This window comes from Acinetobacter sp. MD2 (assembly GCF_035615575.1).
Lineage (GTDB): Bacteria > Pseudomonadota > Gammaproteobacteria > Pseudomonadales > Moraxellaceae > Acinetobacter.
On sequence record NZ_VTDK01000003.1, the window covers coordinates 166809 to 193228 of the forward strand.

The following is a 26420-nucleotide window of genomic DNA, read 5'->3' on the forward strand; positions in this document are numbered from 1 at the left end:
ATTATACATAAAATTACATTTTTTAAAATTTGGAGAAATTCTATGAAAAAAGTTCAACAGGGCTTTACGCTCATCGAGCTTATGATAGTTGTGGCAATTATTGGTATTTTAGCTGCGATTGCGATTCCTGCTTATCAGAACTATACAGTACGTGCAAAAGTTACAGAATTATTAAGTGCTGGCGCCACAGCTAAAACAGCTGTAGCAGAAGGTTATCAAAGCAATGGTATGACGGGAGTGACAGCCGCTGCAACTCAGTTATCAGGAGAGAGTGTGTCTTCTAAATATGTAAGTTCTGTAAGTATTGCAAGTACAACAGGTATTATTACGATCACATCTGCAACGGTTGCAAACAAAAGCACATCTGGCTTACCAGAAGATGCTTCAAATCAGACACTAGTCCTTACACCTTTCATTGGTTCGACTGCCCTAGCATCTGCGACAGTTGGTGGTACTATTGATTGGGTTTGTTCTTCTGCAAGTAATGCAACAGCTAAAGGACGATTTGCTACTGCAGGAACTGGTTCTATGCCAGCTAAATATGTTCCTGCTGAATGTAAATAAAGTTTAGTTATAATAGAAAACGTCCACTTATGCTGGGCGTTTTTTTCTAATTAACATGGTAAAACTGATAATATCACTAACTCTACCAAAAAAAGCGCATTGTGTGAAAATACGAATATATGAAGGATATAGTATATGAAGGCATATAGTAGGATGAATATATTCCTTAAATATTTACTTATATCAACTTTCATGTTTTTCATTACTATGATTACTGTTAATTTTATTTGGTATCCATATCCACTTAATAAAATACTCGAATTAAATCATATATTATTAATAATGTTTCTAGTAAATATTATTTTAGGCCCTATTTTAATTTTAGTAATATACAAAAAAGATAGAAAGAAACTTTTAATAGACTTAATTATAATTTTCAGCCTTCAAATGATGGGATTAATATATGGCGTATATACTATTGCCAAGGTTAGACCCGTATGGATTGTATTTAGTGTAGATCGCTTTGAATTAGTTCGGGCAAATGAAGTTATTGAAAATAAAAATATTGAAATAAAACCAGAGTATAAAGAAAAAAATTGGCTAGGACCCAAATATGTTGCAATTCAACTTTCAAAAAATAAACAGCAGAGATTAAGTGATATTTTTAATGCAATAAATGGCATGACGGTAGCAAAACAACCCCATAGATATATTAATATAGAGAACATTAAAAAAGATATTCAACATGCAGCTTTGCCAATAAAATGTTTAGAGAACTATAACCCAAAAAATAAAATAAAAGAGATAATTTCTACCTATCCAAAGGCTGATTCATGGTTACCTTTAGAGTCATCAATTAATGATGGTGTTGTGTTAATAAACAAAGATTCATTAACTATTATTTCTATTGTAAACTTAAAGCCTTGGAAGTAATTTTATTAGGTAAACACTGTATGATATCCAGTTTTAAAATGTCGAAAAAAACCAAGTGTGGTATGTTGCTTTTTTTATTAATATTAACAATATTTACTTACATGCAAGTTCTAAATAACGGCTATGTATGGGATGATAATATTTTTTTTCAGGAAAGAGAAAATATTAAAAATGCAGTTCTAAGTTGGAAAACCATTTCTCATACAGTCTTACCAAATGCATCATACTTTAGACCTTTAGTTTTTCTAACATATATTTTAGAAATAAAAATCTTTGGACTTAATCCAGTATATATGCATCTAGATAATTTAATTATACATTTGATTAATATTCTTCTTGCTTATAGACTTTCTGAGATCCTAACTCAGGATAATGATAAAAACTTAGTTGCAATACCTTTTATAACAGCCTCTGTTTTTGCATTACATCCAATACAAATAGAAACAATTACGTGGATTGCAGGACGATTTGATTTATTAGCAACAACTTTTAGCTTCTTAACTTTAATTACTCTATTAGGGGAAAATAAAAATAAAATAATTCTAGGTGGTATTTCTTTCTTTATGGCTTTATTATCAAAGGAATCAGCAGTACTCTTAATCCCTATTTACCTAACAGCAATCTCATTCAACAAGAAAAACATCTCGATTAAGGAGATATTTGAAAATATAAAAAACCATTCCAAAGAGATAGCATTCTTATTAACTATATTTTTTGTTTATTTTTTGATAAGATCATTATCACTGGATCATACTATAATTCAATCCGATGAATTCAAATACATTAACAATGGTTTTTTTAATAAAATTTGGTATGGTTTTTACATTACAACTGAATATATATTTATTTTATTAAACCCATTCTCAAATATTGGACCAGTACATCCACAAATGAAGGATTTAACACATAGTCTTACTTGGTATCTCTATCCTATTATCTCATTAACACTAACTTTTTATTATCTCTACAATCTAATTAAAAATAATGACAGTACAAGTAAATTATTTATTTTATTTATAATTTCAATCTCATTATTCACGCAAATTTTTGTAACATTGTTTTTAGCTCAAAATACAATTGCTGATCGTTACATGTATTTTCCATTATTTTTTTTCATTTCATTTATTTTAATTAAATTTTTTAAGCTATTAAAACCATCACTTATTTTATTAATTATATCTATATATATTTCAATTAGCATCTTTACAATTAAGACAACGCTTCCCATGTGGAAAGATGACTTAACCTTATGGTTTTGGCAATACAACAAATATCCAAATTCTTTTGCTAAGGAGCTGTATTTTCATGAATTAATTAGACTGAATAGACTAGATATTTTAGATAAAGAGTTTAAAAATATAAAAAATGAGCCAACAGAGAACTTGAATAATAATGGCGATATTGACCTAATGATAAATCAACTATATGCAGAGTATTTAATTAGAAAAAATGATCCAAACTCAGTAATTTTTTTAGAAAAACTTATTAATATTTTTCCAAGTAATATCAGTAAAGAAAATAATGTTAAAAAAATCACACTTAAAAGAGCCTATATTTCATGTCTTATACAATTATCTCAAGCTTTTTATTACATAAATCATGACTACAAGAATGCTAGTAAAGCTCTTAACCTAGCAAAGGAATATGGGCATGATCAATATGATGTAATTGAGTGGAGTCAAGTGCTAGATAAAAAAAGATAAAATTAGCTACACCTTGTTTATGCAAGTAAAAAATATAAACAAGGTGTAGCTTCATTATAAAAACTTACTAAATAAGGATGTACTCACTTAATAGAAAACCAATTCCGACTCCCAGAAAAATTCCCACTAATATTTCTGCCCGGCTATGTCCTATACGCTCTCTCAATTTCATATTATGATAGTTTTTAAGTTGATTAATTGCTTGAGCATGCTTACCAATTTGTTTACGTAAACTGCTTGCGTCTAGTATCACTATAAATGCAAATGTTAAGGCAGAACCAAAAACGGGAGTATCTATACCTTCTTTGAAAGCAATCAAACTAGCCATACTGCTAACAATAGTACTATGGTTACTCGGCATTCCCCCATAACCAATTAAATCAAAAGCTAATCGTCTTTCCTTTAAACAATTTACTACAAACTTTGTTATTCCACAGATCAACCATGCGACAAATGGAGTGATTAAATAAATATAATAATTCATACGAAACCCTAAACATTAGGTTGGAAGTAAAACCCAAATACAACATCCCACCCAGAGTAATATAGTCAGTAATACTTGTTTATCTTGAATAATCACGTCTGTTGGAGATTCACCACCTTTTAAAGTTTCAACTATATACCAATATCGGAACAAGCCAAAAATGACTAAGGGGACAGTAATAACCAACTTTGGCTGAACCTCCATAACATAAAGACTATAAAAGACCACGGCTGTAACGGCTGACATTTCAGCAAAGCGATCGATTAAAGTTACTGAATAATAGGCAAGAACTCCTCGACTTTGTGACCCACCTTGTAATAATTCTTGACGCCTTTTTATTGAAGCTAAATACAATGAAATACTGAGAGTTGTAATAAACATCCAATCAGAAACATAGACAGTAAGCGCCATTGCACCCGCATAAACTCGTAGTACAAAACCAAAAGCCACAATAAAAATTTCGATGACAGGTTCATGTTTTAATTTGAATGTATAAGCCCAATTTAAAGCTAAATAAATGAAAATTACATAAATGACGTTTGGGATTATGCCCCAAAAACTGATAAGCACAATATAGAGTAATATCAATAAAATAATTGCACTTTGAGAGCTAACTTGGCCAGAAGCTAAGGGTCTCTTCTTAGACTTTTCTGAATGTAGACGATCTTTTTCTATATCTTTAAGATCGTTTACTATATAGACAGCAGATGCAGCCAAGCAAAATAAAAATGCTGCTAACAATGTAGAGTAAATGGAGTCAAGGTATAAAAACTTACTCGCAAAAATCAAAGGCGCAAAAACAAAACCATTTTTGACCCATTGCTTTGGCCTGACCAACCTAATCAGCCCTTTGACTTCCCCTAGAAATGTTCTTTTTTGTGCTATATCATACATTTAATTTACAACACTATTACAATTTAAAATGATTGATTCGTTTAGACTGGCAATGCTCTACATGGCCTTTGCTATCGTTGCTACGCTATGTAACATCTTAACACAATATGTTTGTAGTTATTTGTACTCTGGTGATTTTTCAATCTTAATTTCAATCATCATTGGTACAGGCTTTGGGCTTGTCGTCAAATATATTTTAGATAAAAAATATATTTTTCAATATAAAACAAAAAATGTTGGACATAATCGACATATCTTTTTCCTGTATACTGTTATGGGAATTCTTACCACTTTTATTTTTTGGGGTTTCGAATTTGGATTTCATTATATTTTTGAAACAAAAGAAATGCGCTATTTAGGTGGTATCTTAGGTCTAATGATTGGCTACATTTTTAAATATTATTTAGATAAACGCTATGTATTCAAAGTGGTATAAATCAATATATGATGAAAGTACAGGCTTGGGGACGACTCTCTAATACAGAACACAACTTAATTAACTTTCATACTCCTGCTCAGGCGATTCAGCAATTAAAAAACTCTTCCTCTGGTTTAGCACATGGTATGGGACGCAGTTATGGTGATGTCGCCTTAAATACCTCAGGCAGTCTGTGGCATACAATTGCATTAAATCACCTAATATCATTTAATATTGAAACGGGGGTATTACATTGTGAGGCTGGTGTAACTTTACAAGACATTCATCGTACACTTGTTCCACAGGGATGGATGTTGCCCGTGACGCCTGGTACACAAATGATCACTGTCGGTGGTGCAATCAGTAATGATGTTCATGGAAAGAATCATCATGCTTTTGGTTCTTTCGGTGATCACGTTTTATCTATAACACTGTTACGGACTGGTGGTGAAATTATAGAATGCTCACATTATGAAAAGTCTGAATGGTTCTATGCTACCTTGGGCGGTATTGGATTAACGGGCTTGATCTTAGAAGTAAAATTACAATTGCGATCAGTCAATGGGCCTTGGATACAATCAGAAACTATCCCTTATTATAGCCTGCAAGAATTTTTTCACTTAGCTGATTCATCTGAAGCTAACTGGGAACATACCGTATCTTGGATTGATTGCATCAATAGCTCATCAACAAAAGGGCTTTTTATTCGTGGTAATTTGGCACAAGAACAAAATCAATCTGTGTTAAAATCCAAGGATAAAACTTTCCCTTTTACACCACCAATTTCTTTAGTCAATAAAATTAGCCTTCCTCTATTTAACTTTGCTTATTTTCATAAAACTGCTTTAAAAAAGCGTAATCAATTAGTGCATTACGAACATTTTTCTTATCCATTAGATTCATTTCATGAATGGAACAAAATATATGGTCCTCACGGGTTCTATCAGTATCAAAGTGTTCTACCACATGAGGTGGGGCTGGAAGCAACTCAAGAAATGCTAAAAATGATTAAAAAATTTGGTGAAGGATCTTTCCTAGCTGTATTAAAAACATTTGGAAATCATGTGTCGGGGGGGCTATTAAGCTTTCCTCAACCAGGAGTCACCCTCGCTTTAGATTTTCCTAATCGTGGTGAAAGAACATTAAAGTTATTCAATGAATTAGATCATATTATCTATGAAGCACGAGGGCGACTTTATTTAGCTAAAGATGCTCGTATGCCTAAAACTTTGTTTGAAGCGGGATACCCACGTATTCAAGAATTCATAAAATATCGAGATCCAGGTATCAGCTCAAATATGTCTCGTCGTCTGTTAGGTATATAATAAATGTCAAATAAATTAAGAATTCTGATTGTAGGTGGAACCTCTACTATTGCTGAATCTTGTGCAAAATTTTGGTTAAAATACCAATCATGTGACCTGATTCTTTTAGGCCGTGATTCTGAAAAATTACAGCGTGTCATCAACGACCTTAAAGTTCGTCATCCAGATGCAAATATTGAAATGCAACTTGTAAATTTTTTAGATGCTCAAGCAATTCAAGCCTGTATCCAAAAATTGAATCAACAAGCAGCCATAGATATCGCACTTATTGCACATGGAAATCTACCTAATCAAGACCAATGTCAAATTGATCTTGTACAATGTAAACAGGCGATAGAAGTAAATGCGATATCACCTGTTTTATTTACTGAAGCAATTGTTCAATACATGATTGAGCGTAATCATGGGAAACTTGCCGTTATTGGGTCAGTTGCAGGTGATCGTGGGCGAAAATCCAATTATATATATGGCGCATCAAAAGCATTTATAGATACGTATGTAGAAGGTTTACAACATCGTTTGGCTTTAACTAAATCTAAGGTAAACACAACCTTGATTAAACCTGGGCCGACGGCAACACCTATGACAGCGGGAATAATAGGAAAAGGAAAACTCGCATCTCCAGAACAGGTAGCTCAAGACATCATCCATGCTATTGAAAAGGGGAAAAAAACTGTTTATACACCTAAAAAATGGGCAATTATTATGATGATTATCAGAAATTTACCATTTTTTCTTTTCAAGAAGATGGATATATAAGGTTTGAGTATCAATGTCTGAAGCATTAATTGAACAATTTAAAAAAGATTTTCCTCATTTCTCACCACTATGGATAAACGTTAATCAAGAAACTATTATTAAGGCTCTAGAACAAAAATATTGCTCTTTTAATGAGAATATAATTCAAAATGGGCTTATTGTATATAAAATATGTTTTGAGTTACTGTGGGAAATCATTGATTTTCCTGAATGCTACGATATCGAATGCTTTTGGGAGACTAATGATAATATTGAGCGCGCCGGTTTAGGGCATGATGATTATAAAATTGCCAGGGTCATTGATGCATGGTCAAATAAAAAATCTCTATCGCCAATTTGCATGATATATGACCGAAATGCTGATCAAAAAAATCAGTTAAAACTATCTATTGTTGATGGCAATCATCGTTTCTCAGTATTACGTTACTTACATTATCAAACACAAAAGCCTATTGAGGTCCTGATAATGGTTGATACAGAAACCGCACGCCTTATTGATCAAAAGTTTCAGAACAATCAAGACGTATATAAAATGTTTGATTTTAAGGCATCTAATAAATAGAATCTTTAATGTCCTATATATGTATAGGACATTTTCAATATATGAGGCTGTAAATAAAACTGCATTTACACAGAATTATTTACACCTTCCAAGATAACTTAACTTTAATTTCTTAACTCAAAATTCTCCAATAATAAAGAATTAAATTTCTCCAATAACCTTTCGTAGTCCTCTTTTAATTGCTCATAATCACTTCTAACAGCCTTAGTTTTATTCTTGGCTTGTTCAATTTTCTGAGCGGACGAAGGCATATTTTGTCCTGCATTATTTGCTGCTTGCTCAATTGCTTCAACAAGCGCTGCATGGCGGCTCTTTTTAATTGACCCTCGCTTGCGTCCTGCTTCAAGGGCTACGGTGTCATTATTAATTGCCGAACCTTTTGGTAACACACTTGGTTTGTTGGCTTTTAAGCGTTCTAACGCAGCATAATAATCATTTAATGCACTCATATTCTAACCCTCAAGATTAATGGTTTGAATTTTTCGAATCATCGTACTTAATGCCATAATTTCGTTATCCATTTGCTTATAAATCAAACTATCCTGTGGTTCAGCATCTCGTAATTGTCTTAGACTTGGCAGTTCGTTTTGCATTTTACTTGCACTTTCAGCATCAAAAATCGCATGAGCACAACTTAAACAGCTAGTGATTGCAGTAAAAGAAATTTTATCGCAAGAATCTGGATTAGTGCATGCTCCGAAAAGACTCGGTTTATATGCAATTTCGCCTTTTTTCATACGTTTAATTGTTTCCTCACGGTTTGGAAAGATCTTTAGTAATTTGCCACGCTCTTTTTGTAGCTGTAAATAAGTTCCAGCCCCGCCATGTAAATGACTGGAACTATTAATTACACCTTCTTCGAATTGAGTATAGGAATGTACCAAACGTTGATACTCTAGCTCTTGAATAAACTCTTTTTGACTATCACCGATTAAAATATTTGGTGCAAAAACTGAGTTATTTCGATAATACAATGTCATAGCCTCTGTTAAATGCTTATATTGAACAGACAATGCACCTAGTCCAATGATGCCTGAACGCGCTCCATAAACTGCTAGTGAGCGTCTAAACTGATGGGTACAAATATTCCAATATTCACCAAGTTGACAGTCTTTTTCTTCTCGCCAGTTACGAAAACCATCAAATGCTTCTAGCTCTACTAAATCGCTTTCTGTGATCCGTAATTCATCACCTAAAGTCTCTAATATATTGTTTCTATAAATATTAAAGTTAGACTGAGTCCGAGTCGGAGCACCTGTGAAGTTAGATATAAACGTAGTTTTACTTTTAATGTTCTGATATCTAATTTTTTGTGAGTATAAAGTTGGAAATAATGGATATTCAGCAGGATTTGACATGTCATAATGAGGGTTGAGCAGGGCGTAAATTTGACCGATACGTTGTGCTGCATACACCCCAAGCTGAATATCTTCAAACGTAATCCAATAGGTAGATTTATTTCCACCACCGTGTAATTTTGAAGTAAAGCCAATTATCAAATGTACAAGATGCTCATTACTCTGAACTGTTTGATAGCAGTCAGAAGACAGTTGATTGACTTCGTTATCCCGCATACCCGTGAATAGATGAATCAATAATTTTGCCATGCCTTGAATTAACGTCATATACTTTGTGAGATTGGCATGTTTATGAATATTATTATTTTCAAACAGTTCCGTTAAACCAAGCGAATCTCTCGCATCAATAAAGCTGACAGCCTTCTTGTAATTACGAAACTTACGTGGCATACATGCAAAAGTTTTATCTTTTTGAATAAGCTGAAACCATTTACCCAAAGCAGGCGCATTTTTATTAAACTCACTTAACTTTTTAATTAAAGAATTAATAAGAGCAATATAAATTCTAGAAGGTATCAATTTAGTTTGCGGGCCGACTTTTCTCGACTGCAATTTGAATTGAGCAATCAATTGTGTTAAATGCTCAATCGGTTTATATGTACTAAATGCAGGAATAAGCAAAAGGTGCTGCTGTTGAATAGAGAAACAATCCTTTAGAAATGCTTTTATATGTATTATTTTTTCATAGCTTACATTTATATAAGCATTATTCACTTTTGAAATATAAGCAACATCGCCAAAAAGCTGTTGCAATGTACAGCCACTGCGATAAGCAATAGCAGCAAACTGGCGCAAAATACTATGCTTCTGCTCTATACTTTTAATAATCGATTTTCCTGATTTTATGTAAAGCAGTGCAAAAATGATTTTTTTCATTTCTGCTCGAATTTGGCAGAAAAGGAAATCATCTTCATTATTATTTTTAAGCCAACTATCAAAATTCAGGCGACAATGACACTTTGGTAAATATAGAGAAAAATCCCAAGTGTTGTCTGAATAAACTGACAATATCTCACCAGTCTTCATTCGAGACAATACAAAAGTATTTGGAACATTTAACTGATTATTTTGTAAATTGTAATCGTCAGGTAAAAACTGCTCAGCCACGCCAGTGGCATATAAATACGAACTAAATGAACTCATACTATCCACCCCAATTTGATTAATCTTTCAAAATGCTTCAACCAATAAGCATCTAAGTCACCGTTTTCTACTTCTTCTTGAATTAAAAAAATACGGTCACGAAGATTTGCATAAGTACTTGATAAATCATTAATAACTTCGTCAATTCGGTGTAGTACAACACCGAACTGCTGTTCCCATTTGATCAAATCCGTGGCTTTTTGTTTGATATGACCTAATAGAAATTTTAATGATAAAAGTTTACGCACATCCGTATCGTCAGCATGAATTGCATAATGCTGGCAAAAAAGACAGTGTTCAAATTGCTGACAGTTAGGCGAAGGAGCTTGTGAGGTAAAACCAAGTGCTTTTTCAGGCTGTGGCGTTGCTGTCACACATGCACCAACAGGTGATATCTGGGCATCGGCAGCCTCATCCAAAATCTGTATATTAATGTGTTCAACAGTTCGCGTTTTTTCTACAGCAACGTCCCGCAACTCATGAAAAAATTTTGAAATTTGTTTTCCTGCATCTTTAAATGAAGTACGACTGTAGTTTTTGCGGGCTGTATCGAGAGAGTGCCCCATTTTTTCAGCTTCAAGTAGAAGATCTCCATCGCTCAATTGCACATATTGACTACTGACGTGCTTACGCCATTGTTGCGGTGTAATCCAAATCATTTTTGGAAAAATACGCTGTAAAAATCGTTTAATGTTTTGCAATTTGCTACACCCAATAGGGACAAGTTGAGAGAGTTCATTTCGCTGTAAAAAAATGAAATCACAGCTGTCATCTTGGATATACCACTTCCGAAGTTGCAAAATTTTCCGAAAAATAGGTTCAAATTGAACACCAAATTCAGGATATACCATCTTTCCGCCAGCTCTGCTTTTTGTGCCCGAAAACCTACGTCCTTGGGTACTCTGTAGAATTTCCATTGTATCGAGTTGTAATTGTTGAGCAGTGTCTAAGTTTGCCCCTGTTTGAGCAATAAACAGTAACATGCCAATACACAAACCATGTGATGCAAGCCGTTTTCGCTCTATGTGCCATTTCTCTTTATTACGCTCTTCAAATTTCCGAATTACTTGATTACGATTTTCACGTAAGCGTTTTCGATACTCACTATCCTCTGCAAGCCCAAAATCCACCAACATTTTCGAAAAAGCAGGAATAGCCGAATATTTAGATAAATAGCTTTGTACATCAAACTGAATATGTTTTTTTTCAGTCTGATGATGGAAACCTGAATAAAAATAAAAATTCTCGTCATCAATAGACTGGAAGTGTGCAGGAAAATCTGCCTCATTCACTACGATCCGATGAATTTCGAGAAAGACATTCAATAAAGTTGCATACGTCTTTTGATGATCTTGTTCTAGCATAGGCAAGACTGGAATGTCATAACGTTGAGACTGTACTTTGACCGCCTGAGTTGAAATATCAATTTCATGGCAGTCAAATGCGTATGCTATTAATTTAGCGACATTTCGCTGATATTGTTTTGCTGTATGCGCAGCCAAATGAGCGTCATCAGTGTCAGCAAGTAAAGTGCGATCAACTAAATATTTACTGTAGCGACGATATGCGTCGATCACGCTGTCTTTATTTGATAAATCAAAAATTTTCTTTTGCTGATCTACCCAGTCTAAAAATAATTTAATAGTGTAATAAAACAATGACTTTGACAGCTCTGATCCACTCATTTGCAATAGATAATCAGCAAAGCATTTTAAAAAATAACGTCTTTTTTCATCAAAAGATGCAGATAACTGCTGTTCTGACAAAATCTCACTAGACAGTCTTTTTCGATAAAACAGTGTCCCAATATCTAATGTTTTAAAACTAAAAGAAGAAGTTTTATCGTTGCAGACGAAAATAAGACGTTCATGCTCAGTAATCTGTTTGTCAATATTAGACAGATGAACCAATAATGGGACACGTACAAAACTCATGATAAGTCACCTGCTGAATCCATAGAAGATTTGACATATTTCATCAAACTAGACTCATATTCATGCTTAATCTTACTGCGCCATTGCAGTCGTGATTTATAGTTTAAGTACTGTAAAGTCGTACTGATATTGCCATGCCCCATCCGCGCTTGTACATATTCAACCGCTATCATAGCTGAATGCCCTTCAGGCAGGTGTTGCAACTGGCTTTCAAGCAAATTCATCCCAAAACTGGCACGTAAATCATGGAATTTAAAGCTTGAAAATTGCGGATCAATCAAGCGAATTTCGGGTAATAGCACGACTTTTAAGTAACTACGCACCGCTTCACCTTCATATAGTTTAAGCCTAGTTCCAAATGAGTCAGAAGCTTTGATCTTCTCGATTAGCTCTTGCTGCTCAGCTTTGCTGGTGTAGAAAGGTGTACCCAATTTGGTGAGAAATACATAATTTTCATCCAAGTCGCCATAGCTAGACTTCCGTCTACGCTGTTGCGCTTGTGCGCTATTAATATAAATTTTAAGGTCTTGTGCTAACCAATTCGGGATTAGTAGTGTCATGGGCTTTTGAAATTTCGTATCAATGCCTGTACCCGCCCCAACTGGCAGACGGATAAAACCCTGACTATCAGGTTCACGACCAATTAAGTTTTTGATTCGTAGAGTGCAAATCGTTTGTAAACGCGCACCTGTAAACAATGCAAGATAAAACATCAGCTGATATTCTCTTGATGATTTTTGCAGTGCTTTTAATATGACCGTTTGTGATTCAACACTGAGTGGGCTTAATTCACCACCATCCACAATCGCTTCAGAATTCGGTGCTTTGGCTGGAACATGAATCGCAAGATCATGCGACTTAATAGCCATTTTTCTACGTGCGCCAAATTCATTATCTACTGCAACATATTTATATACATCTTGAAAGGGTAAACCGTAGCGTTGATGATCAACCAAATCTTCTGTGACAAGAAAGCGATAAAAATTCACCACCGCATTAATTCGATGACTTGCCGAACTCACTGAAATTAGACCTGCATTTACATGTTCAATCAGACGAGTACGATATTTAAAAATCGCATTGAACTGTTTGAGTTTATGAAATTTTAAGCAATCAAGCTTTTCATCTTCTAAAAAACGCTGAAAATCAACAAGCTGATTAGAAATAGATGCGAAGGTTTTAAAATCATACTGTATTGTTCGCTGTAATTTTTTTAGCAAATACAGATTAAGGATTTCTGATGGATGACCATCCCCTTGAATAATAATGGGAAAATTCAGGTAAACATCGCCATTTTTTTCAAACTCTGTAGATTTCAAACAAAGAGTTATATTTACAACCTTTAACAACTGGAATTTTGAAAGGGTCACTACCTTGGCTTCAGACTGATAGCGTGACTGACCACTTTTAAGCTTAGTACTCATTAGAGTCTCCTGTTTCTAAAAAAACAGGCAAAAAGCCACTTTGAGATAGGATTGACAAAAATGCCCCTATTCATCAAAATGTAATTGTCTGGACACCAATCAAGACAATCTATAAGAGCTCATGTTACAGCATGGGCTTTTATACTTTTCGCCGAATAAAAAGTTAATTCAATTTTTTAGTTGACTCTCTGCGTTTTGCTTAAATTGAGTTAGAATAAAATTCACTTGTGAATTTAATGATCTATTTTGCAGCAAAGCTTCTTCTTTCAACCAATTTTTTAATACTGGTGAAATACGTAACTTGAGTTGTGACGAAGATATTGATAATTTCATATGAACCAACTTGGTTTAAAAAATTAATATTAAAAAAACCGCAATTCAATTAGATTTCATCACTGTAATTTAGTCAATAATGGAATGTATTAGTTATGTTAATATCTCAAGATGCTCAACTTAAAATCCGCCTCCCAAGTGACCTAAAACAAAAAATTGAAGAAGTTGCAAGTCAAGAAAAACGCTCAATGAATGCAGAGATAGTTGATCGCTTGGAAAAAAGTTTTCACTTTTTTACTCCCGATGAAGCAAATCCAAAAAATTTAAAACTCGCACACTATCAAATAATTGATCGAAAAGTAGAAGTTGCTGAAAGACTTGCTCATAGCCTAAATTTAATTAATAGCTTCAAAATGAATGTAGTAAGATACTCACACATTGCGAGAATGTGTGGGTATGAAAATGCTGAAGTTTTTCTAAATTGGCTACAAGCTAAACAAGAACCTTCTTTTACTGAGTTAGAGAAAATAGCAGCATATTTATATGTTAATCCTGATTGGTTAATACATGGAGATGGGCATCCCATTCCATCCTCTAAGTGGCAGATCGAAAATAATGTAGATTCAAACATTAATTTTCTATTCTCTTATATTGACCTTATTTCCAAACAGGAGACTGAGGCTCAGAGAATCATTTTTGTTCGAAATATCTCTGAAAAAGGTGATCTCCTCATCATTAAAGTATTAGAGGAGTGGCGTGTCGAAGTACTAACTACTAATATTCATGTTTCTACACGCAATGGAGTGGGTGGACAAAATATGCTCGAAAGCTTTGCTCGTGTATGTGAGCAACTATACAAATCCACCAAATACCTAACAAAAACAGAATCATACTTAATTAATAATGAATTATTTGAAAAAATTTTAATGCGGGAAGAGCACCCATTAGCCCTATTAAAAGAAGAGCACATAAGTATTTGGTGGGAAGCTTTTTGGGATGCAACTGACTCTAATAATGTTCGACATGACTTTTTGGACGTTTGGCGTGACTGGAATCAAACATCCTCTATAGCTATTAATGCTCTTTCTAAAAAATTATAGGTGAAGGGCTAATTTATCAAATTAACACATCACCCTATGTGGTGATGTGTTAGCCATTAGTATATTCAAACAAGTCTTGCATGGTGCAATTAAAATATTTACACAAGGTATCTGCAACCGAAAGTTCTATCCGAATCGCACGGTCATAATACAGACTTGTCAGGGTATTACGGTTAATACCAGTGGCATGCGCTACATCACTTAACTTCAAAATTTTGCGTTCGCCCATCAAAGCTGACAACCTACATTTAATCATAAAAACCTACGAAATAACATATAAACCCATAGCAGGTTATTTTAACTTGATAAAGCACTATAATCATGCTAGATTCAACCTACAGCAGGTCACTTTACATATTAAAGAAGCAAATTAACCTTCTTAAATATCATTATATATTATTTCTAAGGAGTCTTAGTGATGAATAACTACTTTTCCCCTAAATTCTCTGTTTCAGAGGAAGTCCGTTCGACTGCCGTTGCACTCATCAAAGAGTTTAATATTGGTCGTACATTTGATTTAGCTTTGTTTCTAAATGTAAATCCCAATTTAAATGATCAAGATGCCGTTTTAGCTTGGGTGAATCATTTTTCCAAAATTCAAAATAATTTTAATGATTTCAACCAAGTTCGTCGCCATTTCATGAAGAATTTTCCTAAAATCATGTTTTCAAACTTTAGTGAATAAAACAAAGGGAGATATAAAATGTCTCCCTTAATTTTTTATAGCAATTCGCTCATGGTAATCTCAATTAAAAATGAAAGTAATTTAATTGGTTATAAAAATATGGAATCATCAGCAAAAGCAGGTCATATTGAGTCATTAGTCATTGCTTTTGACGTATTTGGTACACTTATAAAAATAGGGGCCAGACGTTCCCCATATAGAAAATTAATGAAATGGCTAAAAGAAAATGGGCGACAACCTAAGCCTGATGATGCCAAATTTATTATGTCCCACAATTTAAATTTAGTAGAGCTTGCAAAGCGATTAGCAGTAAATATTCCAGACCAATTTTTGCAAGAACTTGAGCATGATTTAGATGAAGAATTACGTTCTATTACACTGTATGAAGATACCTTATCTACTTTGGAAGAGTTAAAGAAATTGGGGGTTAAATTGGCACTATGCTCAAATTTAGCTATGCCATATGGAAAAATTGTTTCTTCATTATTACCGCCCCTTGATGCTTATGCTTGGAGTTATGAAGTTGCTGCAATTAAACCTGAGTCGAAAATCTATCAATCACTCATTGACCAACTAGGTTGCCAAGCTTCAGAAGTCCTATTCATTGGAGATACAGCACTTGCAGATTTTACAGGGCCGACAGCATTTGGTATGTCTGCTAGATTGATCAATCGTAACAATGGTCAAACACTGGCAGAAGTTTTAAATGACATACTTTAACAACTCGTGGACATTCCCCTGATAGTGAACACTCACAGCTCCTCATCCTTCCATTTTTTAAATTCTATAATTCGTTCATCAAGCTCCAGAACCCATGCTGGTTTTATATGTGGTACATCTAGACGTTCAACACCTTGATGATCAAAAAACTTATACACCATTGCTGCTAACTCAATAAACGCTTGTTCAAACGTATCTGCCCAAACATCTAAACGATAGTCATGATAATGCTCTTTGTATAAATTTCCGCCATCTTCTGCTTTATTGAGATGTGAGCCAGTCTCTAAATAAATCACTAATTTCCCATCATCTTCATCGCTATATGCACCGTGATTCACATTTTGGCAATGCCCCCATGTATTCCAGTGCCATGATGGTAAGTCTCCAGTTACCGTCCAAAAAGCTGGGTGTGTATCAATAAAATGATAAGCAGTTAAAAAGTCCGTTGGATTTGCGAGATATGCTTGCTCATTTTCAAAGGCAGTCTGTAAAGCAGATTGTAAATGCTCAAATTTATTTTGATCGGTATAGGAAAACAAACTACTTGAAAGATGCTCAGAGGATTTAAAAAATAGGCAACCATTCTCTTTATCTTCACCAAAATATTGATAAACCTCTGGTAAAATCTGTAAATCTGTCAGTTTGACATGATGGATCTGGTGTTGTACGTCTTTTAGGCTCTCGTGAATTGCTTCCGCACCATCAGGGTAAGTGACGACAAGTTTCGTATCTCGAAGTGATAAAATTGCTGGTTCAGTCATTTGGGGTAACTGCTGTAATAACCAGTCGGGTAACTTTTTGAATTCGTTCGGTTTCATTCTTGATATCCCATTTTTAATAATCTCAAGTTATTTATAGCATTGGAAATATAACACCCGTACCATCTACTGAATAAAAATGAATATCTAGAATATTGTAAAGCATCACCATAAATATTTTAAAAAATAGAAAAAAGTGTTTTAAAACTATTAAGGTCGAGATGGTTCATTGAGCCAATATGAATTTTTCCACTTTCGCTGTCACATAGTCAATATTTTTAATTCACGCTGCTGAGCAAAAATTTGAACGTCAGGGTTTAACAGCTTTTGAAGTTATGTTTGAATTTTTTGATTTGAAACAGTTTGAGTAAGTGATCAAATATCTGTGTATTGAACTAATGCTAACGATTGTGCATAAATCAATGTAGGGGAAAATGAACACTAAAGAGATATTTCTGATTAATAGCAGGAGTGGAACTGCCTAATGTCCATATAGACTTACTTATGGATTTTTAATTTTATATGGACACTTATGGAGTATCAATTAAAGTAAAACCTTTTTGCTGGTTCATGTAGTTTCTCCAAATTACAAACTGTAGTTTTATGTATAAATTGTATTATACATTTTATTTCATAAAGATATTAGCATAAAGCATGCCAAGATATAATTTTATTTAAAATCAAAATCTTATTGTTTTCTTGTCAAAACTTAAAAGTACACAAAATTACAATTATCGTCACTGAGTGACAATTTTTGTCATAAACTTCAAAATTATTCCTATTTTTTCAAATCCACACTACAACATCACAGGTAAATCGCTCAACTCGTTATTATCATCGTTTTGTTGCAAATAAAATTTCTGCAACAACACACCAATTTGCTGAACCCCACACAACACCGCTTGACGATGCTGCTGTTGTTTCAGTAAAACCAACATACTGTCACAAATATGTTGCCATACGGCTTGCTCAACCAAAGCGTCAATGCCACGGTCTACCACAATCTCAACTTGGCGTTCGCATAAGTTTAAGTACAACAAAACACCACTATTGGCAGCCGTATCCCATACCCCTAAACTTGCAAATAAATTCTGTGCACGTTGTTGCGTGTTTTGTTGGTAAGCAACTGCACAAGGAATATGCCCTTCTATCACCACCTGAATTTCACCTGCATGGCCTTGTTCCGCTTGCTGTACAGCAAGACCGATTACCTGTTGGTCAGTTTTATTAAAATACTGACGACTTGATGATAAATAGCAAAAATGTTTGAGCCAACGCTTTAAACTGGGTTGACCATGCTTTACACGGCAAGCTGTTGTGACAACAGTTTGATCAATAATATTTACCATGAGCCAGATGCACCTCCACCGCCAAAGCCACCTCCACCGCCGCCATAACCACTACTACCACCGCCAGAGCCACCACCACCCGAACTCGACAAAATAAGTTGTAAAATGAGCTGTGCCAATGAGGTAATCAAGAGAAAAAATACAATAACGCCAAGCAACAGACTCGTTAAAATTCCCGCACCACTTACAACACCCGCAGTTATAGCAGCCACACCTGCGGTTGCAGCACTGACTCTATTACCCACCAAAAAAGACGCAAAAATACCAACGACTAAAATAATTAAAGTGTAGATCCACATTTGCTCACGTGCTTGCTTCTCAGCTAAGGCTTGTTCATGTTGCTGCTTTAAGTCTTGTGCGGCATTTTTAGCAATTTCAGGGTCTTGATTTAAAATCTCAGCTAATGCAGCAAGCCCAGAATCTAGACCTTGTGCAAATTGGTTTTGCTTAAAATACGGGGTGATGTTATTACGAATAATTCGGCTACTCACTACATCAGGCAAAACACCTTCAAGCCCATAGCCTGTTAAAATTTGAATATGCCGATCATTCACAGCAATCGCAATCAGTAAACCATTATCACGCTTGCTCGAACCTAATTTCCACTGCTCCGCCACCCGCATTGCATAATCAAAAATGTCTTCTTGCCCCGTAGTTGGCACAATAATAATGCCTATTTGTGCTTTTCCCTGCCGATACAAAGTCTGAATTTTCTGACTTAAGGCTTGTTTTTGGGCATTTGACAAAACATTGGCTTGATCTACTATCGGCTGATTCAGATTTGGCAAGATACGCAATGCTTGCCCTTGCATATCATCTGCAACAGTTAGTGCTTCGCTTGTTGTGACAGCCGAGGCTACTTTTTGCCCTGTCTTTTGCTGCTGTTGGATAATTTTGGTTGCAACAACCGTATCAGCATCGTTCGCTTGTACCGTTGCTGTCTCAGCCCATCCTAAATGTGCTGTAATAAGGCAACATACTGCCACAAATGCAATCCAATACTGTCGGCACATTTTATTAAAATCCAATGGCAAGCGCATATTGGTCTGCCCAGTTTATTCAAATGAGACTTTAGGTGCTTTTTCCGCCCCTGCTTCGGCACTAAAATTGGCTTTTGGTTTCATGCCAATGACTTTTGCAGTAATGGTTTGCGGGAACTGGCGTACATAAGTATTATAGTCTTGCACGGTAGAAATATAACGATTACGCGACACTGCGATTCGGTTTTCAGTGCCTTCAAGTTGGGCTTGCAAGTCTAAAAATTGCTGATTGGCTTTTAAGTCGGGATAATTTTCAGAGACCGCAATTAAACGCGACAATGCACCTGTGAGCTGACTTTGTGCTTGCTGATACTTCTGTAATAAGGCTGGGTCTTCTAGCACTTGTTTGTCAATTTTCAAGCCTGCAACATTCGAGCGAGCTTCGGTGACTTGGGTTAAAACAGTTTGCTCATGTTTGGCATAGCCTTTCACCACATTCACCAAATTAGGCACTAAGTCTGCGCGGCGTTGGTATTGGTTTTCGACATCTGACCATGCAGCGGTGACCGCTTCATCTTTTGCTTGCAATGCATTATAACCACAGCCTGTAAACAATAAGCTGCTACTCAATACCGCAATCGCAACACTTTTTTTAATGAAACCCATATTATCCTCATTTTTTATAATCTGTTTTACCTAGTTTAGTTTAATTTTAACCGCGTATTGTTATTTTATTTAACAAAAAAGCGCCGAGTTTGCACCAAGCGCTTTTTTGAATTTAAAAAGATTCTTAAATTTCTAAATAGTCCAAGATGCCCTCTGCTGCTTGGCGACCTTCCCAAATTGCCGTTACAACAAGGTCAGAGCCACGTACCATATCGCCACCTGCAAAAATTTTCGGGTTCGATGTTTGGAACTTATATTGTTGCTGTTCTGCGGCAACCACACGCCCCGAACCATCTAAGCCAATATTGGCGCTGCCAAACCAATCGGCAGGGCTTGGGCGGAAACCAAACGCAAGTAACACAGCATCGGCAGGTAAAATTTCTTCTGAGTTTGGCACAGGTTCAGGGCTACGGCGGCCACGGCTATCAGGTTCACCCAATTGCGTAGTCACAACTTTTACACCTGTCACTTTGCCATTTTCACCCACAACTTCAATCGGTTGGCGGTTAAAAAGGAAATTTACACCTTCTTCACGTGCATTGGTCACTTCACGGCGTGAACCCGGCATATTTTCTTCATCACGACGATAAGCACATGTGACTTCGGCAGCACCCTGACGAATAGCAGTACGGTTACAGTCCATCGCAGTATCACCACCGCCAAGAACAATCACCTTTTTGCCTTCCATGCTAATAAATTCGTTTGCGTCTTTTTCCCAACCTTGGCAACGGTTGACGTTCGCAATTAAATAGTCAAGTGCATCATGTACACCATCTAATTCCTCGCCTGCAAACCCACCCTTCATATAAGTATAGGTTCCCATGCCCATAAACACGGCATCGTAATCGGCAAGTAATTGTTCAATAGTAATATCTGTACCAATTTCAACATTTAAACGGAATTCCACACCCATGCCCGTGAAAATTTCACGGCGGCGTTTCATTACATCTTTTTCCATTTTAAATTCTGGAATACCAAAGGTGAGCAAACCACCAATTTCAGGGCGTTTGTCAAAGACCACAGGCTTTACACCGCTACGCACTAAAATATCGGCACATCCCAAACCTGCTGGGCCTGCACCAATAATCGCCACTTTTTTATCTGTCCATTGCACAGACGACATATCAGGACGCCAGCCCAAGGCAAATGCTGTATCGTTAATGTATTTTTCAGCATTACCAATGGTCACTGCACCAAAACCATCGTTTAAGGTACAAGCGCCTTCACACAAACGGTCTTGCGGACAAACGCGACCACACACTTCAGGTAAAGTGTTGGTTTGATGGCACAATTCTGCCGCTTGGAAAATACGACCTTCCGCAATTAACTTTAACCAGTTTGGAATGTAGTTATGTACTGGACATTTCCATTCGCAATACGGGTTACCACAACCTAAACAGCGATGCGTCTGATTTTTTGCGACATCGGCGGTAAAAGGCTTATAAATTTCAACAAACTCTGCTTTACGAACCTGAACTTCTTTTTTTTCTGGATCTTGGCGAGCTACATCTAGAAACTGAAAGTCATTATTAAGGCGTTCTGCCATGTTTCTCTCCGTGGGTAAGTATGGAAGGGTTTCACCTCCATTCCATACCTGCCTATCAATTTTTTTGAGTCTTCAATTACTGTGGGTCGGCTTGGGTTGCTTTAAGCAAGGTCAATAAATTCGCAGCTTTCGGTTTGACTAGCCAGAATTTACGGCTATAAAAGTCAAATTCGTTACGAATTTTATATGCCCAAGCACTTCCTGTTTCTTTGATGTGTTCATCTAGAATACGTAATAAGAACTCTTGATGATCTTCCATGGACTCGGTCGAAATACGGGTTAAGTCAATTAACTCATGGTTGTAATAATCCACAAAGTTATTTTCTAAATCTAGCACATAAGCAAAACCACCGGTCATGCCTGCACCGAAGTTATGCCCCACTTTACCAAGTACAGTGACAATACCACCCGTCATATATTCACAGCAATGGTCGCCTGCACCTTCAATGACTGCAAATGCGCCAGAGTTACGTACTGCAAAACGCTCACCTGCTGTGCCCGCAGCAAAGACTTTACCGCCTGTTGCACCATATAAACAGGTGTTACCAATAATGGCAGTTTCTTGTGTTTGGAACGGTGAACCTTTTGGTGGGAAAATTGAAATTCGACCACCCGCCATGCCTTTACCAACATAGTCGTTGGCATCGCCTTCAAGTTTAATGTGCAGACCACCGGCGTTCCACACACCCAAAGACTGACCTGCTGTACCATTTAAATTCACAACTAATGGATTGGCTTCCATATTTAAGTCGCCATGACGACGTGCAATTTCACCCGAAATACGTGCACCAATTGAGCGGTTACAGTTGCCAATTTTATAACTAAATTCACCACCTGTTTGCGCTTCAATGCTTGGTAACATATCGCTAATCATTTGCTCGGCAAGTTCACCTTTATCGAACGGTGCATTGCCTTGCACTTGGCAATATTGTGCCTTGCCTTCGGCAGATGGATGCGATTGTAGCAATGGTGTTAAGTCTAAATGTGCATGTTTGGCTGTTTCACCCGGTAATACTTCAAGTAAATCAACCCGACCAATCAAGTCTCTTAAACTTGCCACGCCAAGCGCTGCCAACCATTCACGAGTTTCTTCTGCAATAAAGCGGAAGAAGTTAATCAGCATTTCAGGCTCGCCAATGTAATGGTCTTGGCGCAGTTTGTCTTGCTGAGTCGCCACACCTGTTGCACAGTTGTTTAAATGGCAAATACGCAAATATTTACAACCCAATGCAATCATTGGCGTTGAACCAAAACCGAAGCTTTCTGCACCTAAAATAGCTGCTTTTACTACATCTAAACCTGTTTTCAAACCACCATCGGTTTGTACCCGCACTTTGCCACGCAAGTCATTTACACGTAAGGCCTGATGTGCTTCGCTTAAACCTAATTCCCACGGTGAACCGGCATGGTGAATCGACGACAATGGTGAAGCTGCTGTACCACCGTCATAACCCGAAATGGTAATGAAGTCGGCATAGGCTTTAGCAACACCGGCAGCAATGGTACCCACGCCCGGTTCAGACACCAATTTGACTGACACCATGGCTTGTGGATTGACTTGTTTTAAGTCAAAAATCAATTGCGATAAATCTTCAATCGAATAAATATCGTGGTGTGGTGGTGGTGAAATTAAAGTTACCCCCGGTACAGCATAACGTAAACGTGCAATTAAGCTGTTGACTTTACCGCCCGGTAACTGACCGCCTTCGCCCGGTTTTGCCCCTTGTGCCACTTTAATTTGCAATACTTCTGCCGAGGTTAAATAAGCAGGTGTAACACCAAAACGACCAGAGGCAATTTGCTTAATTTTCGAGTTACGAATCGTGCCGTAACGTGCAGGGTCTTCACCACCCTCGCCCGAGTTTGAACGTCCACCCATGGTGTTCATGGCTGTTGCAATCGCTTCGTGGGCTTCTGGCGACAATGCTCCGATTGACATGCCTGCCGAGTCAAAACGTGGCAGAATCGTTTCAATCGCTTCAACATCTGCCAACGGAATTGAATTGTCAGTTTTTAGTTTAAATAAGTCACGGATGGTGGCGATCGGACGCTTATTGACGAGCTCTGCATATTCTTTAAAGTCGGCATAATCACCTGAGCGTACCGATTTATGCAACGCGTTAATTACGTCTGGGTTAAAGGCATGATATTCCTTACCAAACACAAATTTAAGCATTCCACCTTGATCAATCGGCTTGCGATTTTTCCACGCCAAATCAGCCAATTGAATTTGGTCTTGCTCTAAATCGTCAAAGGTTGCGCCTTGAATACGACTTGGTACACCCAAGAAGCATTTATCAACGACTTCGCTCGACAAACCAACTGCTTCAAATAACTGACCACCACGGTACGATGCAACCGTTGAAATCCCCATTTTAGATAAGACTTTGAGTAAGCCTTTTTCAATGCCTTTACGGAAATTGGCTTGCGCATGAATTGGATCACCCAATAATTCGCCTTTTGCAACCAAATCATTAATCACGTCATAAGCAAGATATGGGTAAATTGCAGTTGCACCAAAACCTAAAATTACCGCAAATTGATGTGGGTCACGTGCAAGTGCAGTTTCTACAATAATATTGGCATCGGCACGCAAGCCAGTTTGAATTAAATGATGATGAATTGCACCGGTTGCCAAAATTGCACTGGCAGGTAAATAACCTTCACGGATTTTTTTATCCGAAATGACCAATAGCGTTTTGCCATCACGAATCGCTTGTGCAGATTCTTCGCAAATACGGGTAATCGCAGCTTGCAAACCTTCTGCTGCGACATAATTTAAGTCGATGTCGGCAATTTCATAGCCTTTACGCCCCAAAGTACGAATTTGGTGCATTTTGGAATTTGATAAAACAGGGCTTGAAATAATCAACCGGTCGGCATGTTCTGGGCTTTGATCAAAAACGTTTTGCTCACGTCCCATACAGGTTTCAAGCGACATCACAATCGACTCACGTAATGGGTCGATTGGTGGATTAGTCACTTGTGCAAATTGCTGACGGAAATAGTCAGACACGTTACGCACCTGACGTGACAACACTGCCATTGGGGTATCATCCCCCATCGAACCGACTGCTTCTTGTCCACTTTCTGCAATTGGACGCAAAATTTGGTCACGTTCTTCAAAGGTTACGTTAAACATTTTTTGAGCAGATTTAAGCTGATCGCCTTTTAAACCTTGATCAATTAAATGTTCTTCTAATTCAGGGCTACCTTGTAGACGCACTGAATTTTCACGTAACCATTGACGATATGGACGCATTTTTTTCAGATGGTTGTTTACATCTTGGGTATCAAGCACTTTACCCGTAAAGGTATCGACCACGAGCATTTGCCCCGGCCCAACACGCCCCTTAGAAATCACATCTTCAGGTTTGTAGTCCCAAACCCCAATTTCAGAAGCAAGGGTAATATAATCATTTTTAGTAATCACCCAACGTGCAGGACGCAAACCGTTACGGTCAAGCATACAAATGGCATGACGACCATCTTGAATCACGAGACCCGCAGGGCCATCCCATGCTTCCATGTGCTTCGAGTTAAACTCATAAAAAGCACGTAAGTCGGCATCTAAGGTTTCTACGTTTTGCCAAGCTGGTGGCACAAGCATACGCAGTGCACGGAAGAAATCCATGCCACCACCGACTAAAATTTCAAGCATATTGTCCAAGCTTGAAGAGTCTGAACCTGTACGGTTCACCAATGGTGTTAACTCAGTTAAACCCGGTAATAATGGATTTTCAAACTTAGAAGTACGCGACATTGCCCAGTTACGGTTTGCCGTGATGGTGTTAATTTCACCATTGTGTGCGAGGTAACGGAATGGCTGCGCCAAAGGCCAACGCGGTAAAGTGTTGGTCGAGAAACGCTGATGGAACACCACAATATGCGATGCTAAACGCTCATCGGCAAGGTCGGTATAAAAGTCGGCAATTGCCGCAGGCATCATTAAACCTTTATAGCTAATGACGGTTGAACATAATGTAGTGACGTAAAACTCAGGATCATTTTTGAGTTGTTGTTCCGCACGGCGGCGTGCTAAAAACAATTTACGGTTAAACTCAACTTCCGTCACACCCATTGGACAGTTGACAAAAACTTGCTCAAAGGCAGGCAGTGACTGTAATGCAATTTCACCTAAAGCATCGTTATTGGTTGGGACAACGCGCCATGCAATAACACGTAAGCCTTCGGCTTCAAGTTCTTTAGTCAGAATATTTTTTGAATGCTGAGCAATGGCAGGATCAAGACTTAAAAAGATGGTTCCCACAGCAAAGATTTCGCTTAAGGTAATATCACTGAGTCGTTTGGCTTCTTCACGAAAAAAAGCCTTTGGCATAGCCAATAATAAACCACAACCGTCTCCGGTTTTACCATCGGCGGCAATTCCGCCACGGTGTGTCATGCAACTTAAGCTGTGCATGGCGGTTTGCACAAGATGATGGCTCGCATCCCCTTGCATGTGGGCAATTAACCCAAAACCACAGTTATCTTTAAACTCATCAGGCTGATATAAACCTTGAGCGGGAGCTACAGTATTTGGCGATGGCATGTGCATAGCGTACCCTTCTTTTACATTGCTCGTTCGAGCATCACACTTTCATAACATCCTTTGGCAATTGACAGTTGTTTTGTACAAAGCCGTGCTTTTCGACCAAGCATAGACCAAAAAATCTTCACTTGTATAGACTTAAAATCAATCAAGGAGAAATAATGCACTTTTTTGTAGCAAAGACAGCTGCTGCCTTGCATCCGCATTGAATCATTTGGCAGCAAAATAGCCACACAAACTCAACTCATGCACTAATAAAGCAAAAAATATGCCATATAACAAAAAATATACAAAACATACGGTAATTAAAGCGTTTTAAATCGTAAATGAGCGCGAAGGGATATGAGAAT

General features: G+C 37.0%; 23 protein-coding genes. 10 read left to right on the forward strand and 13 right to left on the reverse strand.

Going from position 1 to position 26420, the window contains the following annotated elements:
• The first annotated feature begins 42 nt into the window (after window positions 1–42).
• The 3 genes from FXN70_RS05865 (at window position 43) to FXN70_RS05875 (ending at window position 3140) form a co-directional block, all read left to right on the forward strand.
• Window positions 43–564: a pilin gene (locus FXN70_RS05865; RefSeq protein ID WP_324646535.1), complete on the forward strand. Its 522-nt coding sequence runs from the start codon at window positions 43–45 to the stop codon at window positions 562–564.
• A gap of 135 nt (window positions 565–699) precedes the next feature.
• Entirely contained in the window at window positions 700–1437 is a 738-nt protein-coding gene (gene tfpZ / locus FXN70_RS05870) for a TfpX/TfpZ family type IV pilin accessory protein (RefSeq protein ID WP_324646536.1), read from the forward strand.
• A gap of 38 nt (window positions 1438–1475) precedes the next feature.
• Window positions 1476–3140, forward strand: a complete 1665-nt coding sequence (locus FXN70_RS05875; RefSeq protein WP_324646537.1) for a hypothetical protein — start codon at window positions 1476–1478, stop codon at window positions 3138–3140.
• A 67-nt stretch (window positions 3141–3207) separates the two neighbouring features.
• Here the strand turns inward: FXN70_RS05875 and FXN70_RS05880 are convergent, their stop codons facing one another.
• Together FXN70_RS05880 and FXN70_RS05885 are read right to left on the reverse strand one after the other, a co-directional pair.
• Window positions 3208–3624 carry a divergent PAP2 family protein gene (locus FXN70_RS05880; RefSeq protein ID WP_324646538.1) on the reverse strand — a complete coding sequence of 139 codons (417 nt, stop codon included), beginning with the start codon at window positions 3622–3624 and terminating at the stop codon, window positions 3208–3210.
• Window positions 3625–3639: 15 nt separating this feature from the next.
• A complete protein-coding gene (locus FXN70_RS05885) occupies window positions 3640–4518 on the reverse strand; it encodes a decaprenyl-phosphate phosphoribosyltransferase (RefSeq protein WP_324646539.1) in 879 nt (292 codons plus the stop codon).
• Window positions 4519–4546: 28 nt separating this feature from the next.
• On the opposite strand from FXN70_RS05885, the gene FXN70_RS05890 reads away from it, so the two are divergent.
• Genes FXN70_RS05890 through FXN70_RS05905 form a run of 4 tightly spaced genes read left to right on the forward strand, consistent with a single transcriptional unit; the run spans window position 4547 to window position 7582 of the window.
• Window positions 4547–4954 (forward strand): GtrA family protein, encoded by a 408-nt coding sequence (locus FXN70_RS05890; protein WP_324646540.1) that lies wholly within the window; start codon window positions 4547–4549, stop codon window positions 4952–4954.
• Between the two features lie 8 nt (window positions 4955–4962).
• Window positions 4963–6261 carry an FAD-binding oxidoreductase gene (locus FXN70_RS05895; RefSeq protein ID WP_324646541.1) on the forward strand — a complete coding sequence of 433 codons (1299 nt, stop codon included), beginning with the start codon at window positions 4963–4965 and terminating at the stop codon, window positions 6259–6261.
• Window positions 6262–6264: 3 nt separating this feature from the next.
• On the forward strand, window positions 6265–7020 hold the full coding sequence (locus tag FXN70_RS05900; protein WP_324646542.1) for an SDR family NAD(P)-dependent oxidoreductase: 756 nt from the start codon (window positions 6265–6267) through the stop codon (window positions 7018–7020).
• A 13-nt stretch (window positions 7021–7033) separates the two neighbouring features.
• Window positions 7034–7582, forward strand: coding sequence for a hypothetical protein (locus FXN70_RS05905; protein ID WP_324646543.1), 549 nt, complete (start codon window positions 7034–7036; stop codon window positions 7580–7582).
• Between the two features lie 104 nt (window positions 7583–7686).
• Here the strand turns inward: FXN70_RS05905 and FXN70_RS05910 are convergent, their stop codons facing one another.
• Genes FXN70_RS05910 through FXN70_RS05925 form a run of 4 tightly spaced genes read right to left on the reverse strand, consistent with a single transcriptional unit; the run spans window position 7687 to window position 13441 of the window.
• Window positions 7687–8031 (reverse strand): hypothetical protein, encoded by a 345-nt coding sequence (locus FXN70_RS05910; protein ID WP_324646544.1) that lies wholly within the window; start codon window positions 8029–8031, stop codon window positions 7687–7689.
• 3 nt (window positions 8032–8034) lie between these two features.
• The gene (locus FXN70_RS05915) at window positions 8035–10083 is read right to left on the reverse strand and encodes a hypothetical protein (protein WP_324646545.1); all 2049 of its coding nucleotides are present in this window, start codon (window positions 10081–10083) and stop codon (window positions 8035–8037) included.
• Complete coding sequence (locus FXN70_RS05920) at window positions 10080–12017, reverse strand: hypothetical protein (RefSeq protein WP_324646546.1); 1938 nt, start codon at window positions 12015–12017, stop codon at window positions 10080–10082. Before FXN70_RS05920 ends, FXN70_RS05915 begins: the two co-directional genes overlap by 4 nt.
• Complete coding sequence (locus FXN70_RS05925) at window positions 12014–13441, reverse strand: site-specific integrase (protein ID WP_324646547.1); 1428 nt, start codon at window positions 13439–13441, stop codon at window positions 12014–12016. Before FXN70_RS05925 ends, FXN70_RS05920 begins: the two co-directional genes overlap by 4 nt.
• A 428-nt stretch (window positions 13442–13869) precedes the next feature.
• Between FXN70_RS05925 and FXN70_RS05930 the strand changes: the two genes are divergently transcribed.
• Complete coding sequence (locus tag FXN70_RS05930) at window positions 13870–14814, forward strand: Arc family DNA-binding protein (RefSeq protein WP_324646548.1); 945 nt, start codon at window positions 13870–13872, stop codon at window positions 14812–14814.
• Between the two features lie 49 nt (window positions 14815–14863).
• On the opposite strand, the gene FXN70_RS05935 is transcribed toward FXN70_RS05930, so the two are convergent.
• Window positions 14864–15070, reverse strand: coding sequence for a helix-turn-helix transcriptional regulator (locus FXN70_RS05935; RefSeq protein WP_324646549.1), 207 nt, complete (start codon window positions 15068–15070; stop codon window positions 14864–14866).
• 162 nt (window positions 15071–15232) lie between these two features.
• Between FXN70_RS05935 and FXN70_RS05940 the strand changes: the two genes are divergently transcribed.
• Window positions 15233–15499 carry a hypothetical protein gene (locus FXN70_RS05940; protein WP_324646550.1) on the forward strand — a complete coding sequence of 89 codons (267 nt, stop codon included), beginning with the start codon at window positions 15233–15235 and terminating at the stop codon, window positions 15497–15499.
• 99 nt (window positions 15500–15598) lie between these two features.
• Window positions 15599–16219 (forward strand): HAD family hydrolase, encoded by a 621-nt coding sequence (locus tag FXN70_RS05945; protein ID WP_324646678.1) that lies wholly within the window; start codon window positions 15599–15601, stop codon window positions 16217–16219.
• 32 nt (window positions 16220–16251) lie between these two features.
• Here the strand turns inward: FXN70_RS05945 and FXN70_RS05950 are convergent, their stop codons facing one another.
• The 6 genes from FXN70_RS05950 to gltB all read right to left on the reverse strand — a co-directional run bounded on the left by FXN70_RS05950 (window position 16252) and on the right by gltB (window position 26070).
• Window positions 16252–17037 (reverse strand): hypothetical protein, encoded by a 786-nt coding sequence (locus tag FXN70_RS05950; RefSeq protein WP_324646551.1) that lies wholly within the window; start codon window positions 17035–17037, stop codon window positions 16252–16254.
• 737 nt (window positions 17038–17774) lie between these two features.
• Entirely contained in the window at window positions 17775–18326 is a 552-nt protein-coding gene (locus tag FXN70_RS05955) for a TPM domain-containing protein (RefSeq protein ID WP_324646552.1), read from the reverse strand.
• Entirely contained in the window at window positions 18320–19366 is a 1047-nt protein-coding gene (locus FXN70_RS05960; RefSeq protein WP_420714377.1) for a TPM domain-containing protein, read from the reverse strand. Before FXN70_RS05960 ends, FXN70_RS05955 begins: the two co-directional genes overlap by 7 nt.
• 15 nt (window positions 19367–19381) lie before the next feature.
• Entirely contained in the window at window positions 19382–19972 is a 591-nt protein-coding gene (locus FXN70_RS05965) for a LemA family protein (protein WP_324646554.1), read from the reverse strand.
• Window positions 19973–20096: 124 nt separating this feature from the next.
• The gene (locus FXN70_RS05970; RefSeq protein ID WP_324646555.1) at window positions 20097–21518 is read right to left on the reverse strand and encodes an FAD-dependent oxidoreductase; all 1422 of its coding nucleotides are present in this window, start codon (window positions 21516–21518) and stop codon (window positions 20097–20099) included.
• Window positions 21519–21594: 76 nt separating this feature from the next.
• Entirely contained in the window at window positions 21595–26070 is a 4476-nt protein-coding gene (gene gltB / locus FXN70_RS05975) for a glutamate synthase large subunit (RefSeq protein WP_324646556.1), read from the reverse strand.
• Between the last annotated feature and the right edge of the window lie 350 nt (window positions 26071–26420).

Coding starts and splice junctions, on each gene's coding strand:
- FXN70_RS05945 (WP_324646678.1), top strand. CDS start 15,599: ATGGAATCATCAGCAAAAGCAGGTCATATTGAGTCATTAGTCATTGCT.
- FXN70_RS05925 (WP_324646547.1), bottom strand. CDS start 13,441: ATGAGTACTAAGCTTAAAAGTGGTCAGTCACGCTATCAGTCTGAAGCC.
- FXN70_RS05920 (WP_324646546.1), bottom strand. CDS start 12,017: ATGAGTTTTGTACGTGTCCCATTATTGGTTCATCTGTCTAATATTGAC.
- FXN70_RS05960 (WP_420714377.1), bottom strand. CDS start 19,366: ATGCGCTTGCCATTGGATTTTAATAAAATGTGCCGACAGTATTGGATT.
- FXN70_RS05875 (WP_324646537.1), top strand. CDS start 1,476: ATGTCGAAAAAAACCAAGTGTGGTATGTTGCTTTTTTTATTAATATTA.
- FXN70_RS05915 (WP_324646545.1), bottom strand. CDS start 10,083: ATGAGTTCATTTAGTTCGTATTTATATGCCACTGGCGTGGCTGAGCAG.
- FXN70_RS05950 (WP_324646551.1), bottom strand. CDS start 17,037: ATGAAACCGAACGAATTCAAAAAGTTACCCGACTGGTTATTACAGCAG.
- FXN70_RS05965 (WP_324646554.1), bottom strand. CDS start 19,972: ATGGGTTTCATTAAAAAAAGTGTTGCGATTGCGGTATTGAGTAGCAGC.
- FXN70_RS05880 (WP_324646538.1), bottom strand. CDS start 3,624: ATGAATTATTATATTTATTTAATCACTCCATTTGTCGCATGGTTGATC.
- FXN70_RS05910 (WP_324646544.1), bottom strand. CDS start 8,031: ATGAGTGCATTAAATGATTATTATGCTGCGTTAGAACGCTTAAAAGCC.
- FXN70_RS05895 (WP_324646541.1), top strand. CDS start 4,963: ATGATGAAAGTACAGGCTTGGGGACGACTCTCTAATACAGAACACAAC.
- FXN70_RS05890 (WP_324646540.1), top strand. CDS start 4,547: ATGATTGATTCGTTTAGACTGGCAATGCTCTACATGGCCTTTGCTATC.
- gltB (WP_324646556.1), bottom strand. CDS start 26,070: ATGCCATCGCCAAATACTGTAGCTCCCGCTCAAGGTTTATATCAGCCT.
- FXN70_RS05885 (WP_324646539.1), bottom strand. CDS start 4,518: ATGTATGATATAGCACAAAAAAGAACATTTCTAGGGGAAGTCAAAGGG.
- FXN70_RS05935 (WP_324646549.1), bottom strand. CDS start 15,070: ATGATTAAATGTAGGTTGTCAGCTTTGATGGGCGAACGCAAAATTTTG.
- FXN70_RS05865 (WP_324646535.1), top strand. CDS start 43: ATGAAAAAAGTTCAACAGGGCTTTACGCTCATCGAGCTTATGATAGTT.
- FXN70_RS05940 (WP_324646550.1), top strand. CDS start 15,233: ATGAATAACTACTTTTCCCCTAAATTCTCTGTTTCAGAGGAAGTCCGT.
- FXN70_RS05955 (WP_324646552.1), bottom strand. CDS start 18,326: ATGGTAAATATTATTGATCAAACTGTTGTCACAACAGCTTGCCGTGTA.
- FXN70_RS05905 (WP_324646543.1), top strand. CDS start 7,034: ATGTCTGAAGCATTAATTGAACAATTTAAAAAAGATTTTCCTCATTTC.
- FXN70_RS05930 (WP_324646548.1), top strand. CDS start 13,870: ATGTTAATATCTCAAGATGCTCAACTTAAAATCCGCCTCCCAAGTGAC.
- tfpZ (WP_324646536.1), top strand. CDS start 700: ATGAAGGCATATAGTAGGATGAATATATTCCTTAAATATTTACTTATA.
- FXN70_RS05970 (WP_324646555.1), bottom strand. CDS start 21,518: ATGGCAGAACGCCTTAATAATGACTTTCAGTTTCTAGATGTAGCTCGC.
- FXN70_RS05900 (WP_324646542.1), top strand. CDS start 6,265: ATGTCAAATAAATTAAGAATTCTGATTGTAGGTGGAACCTCTACTATT.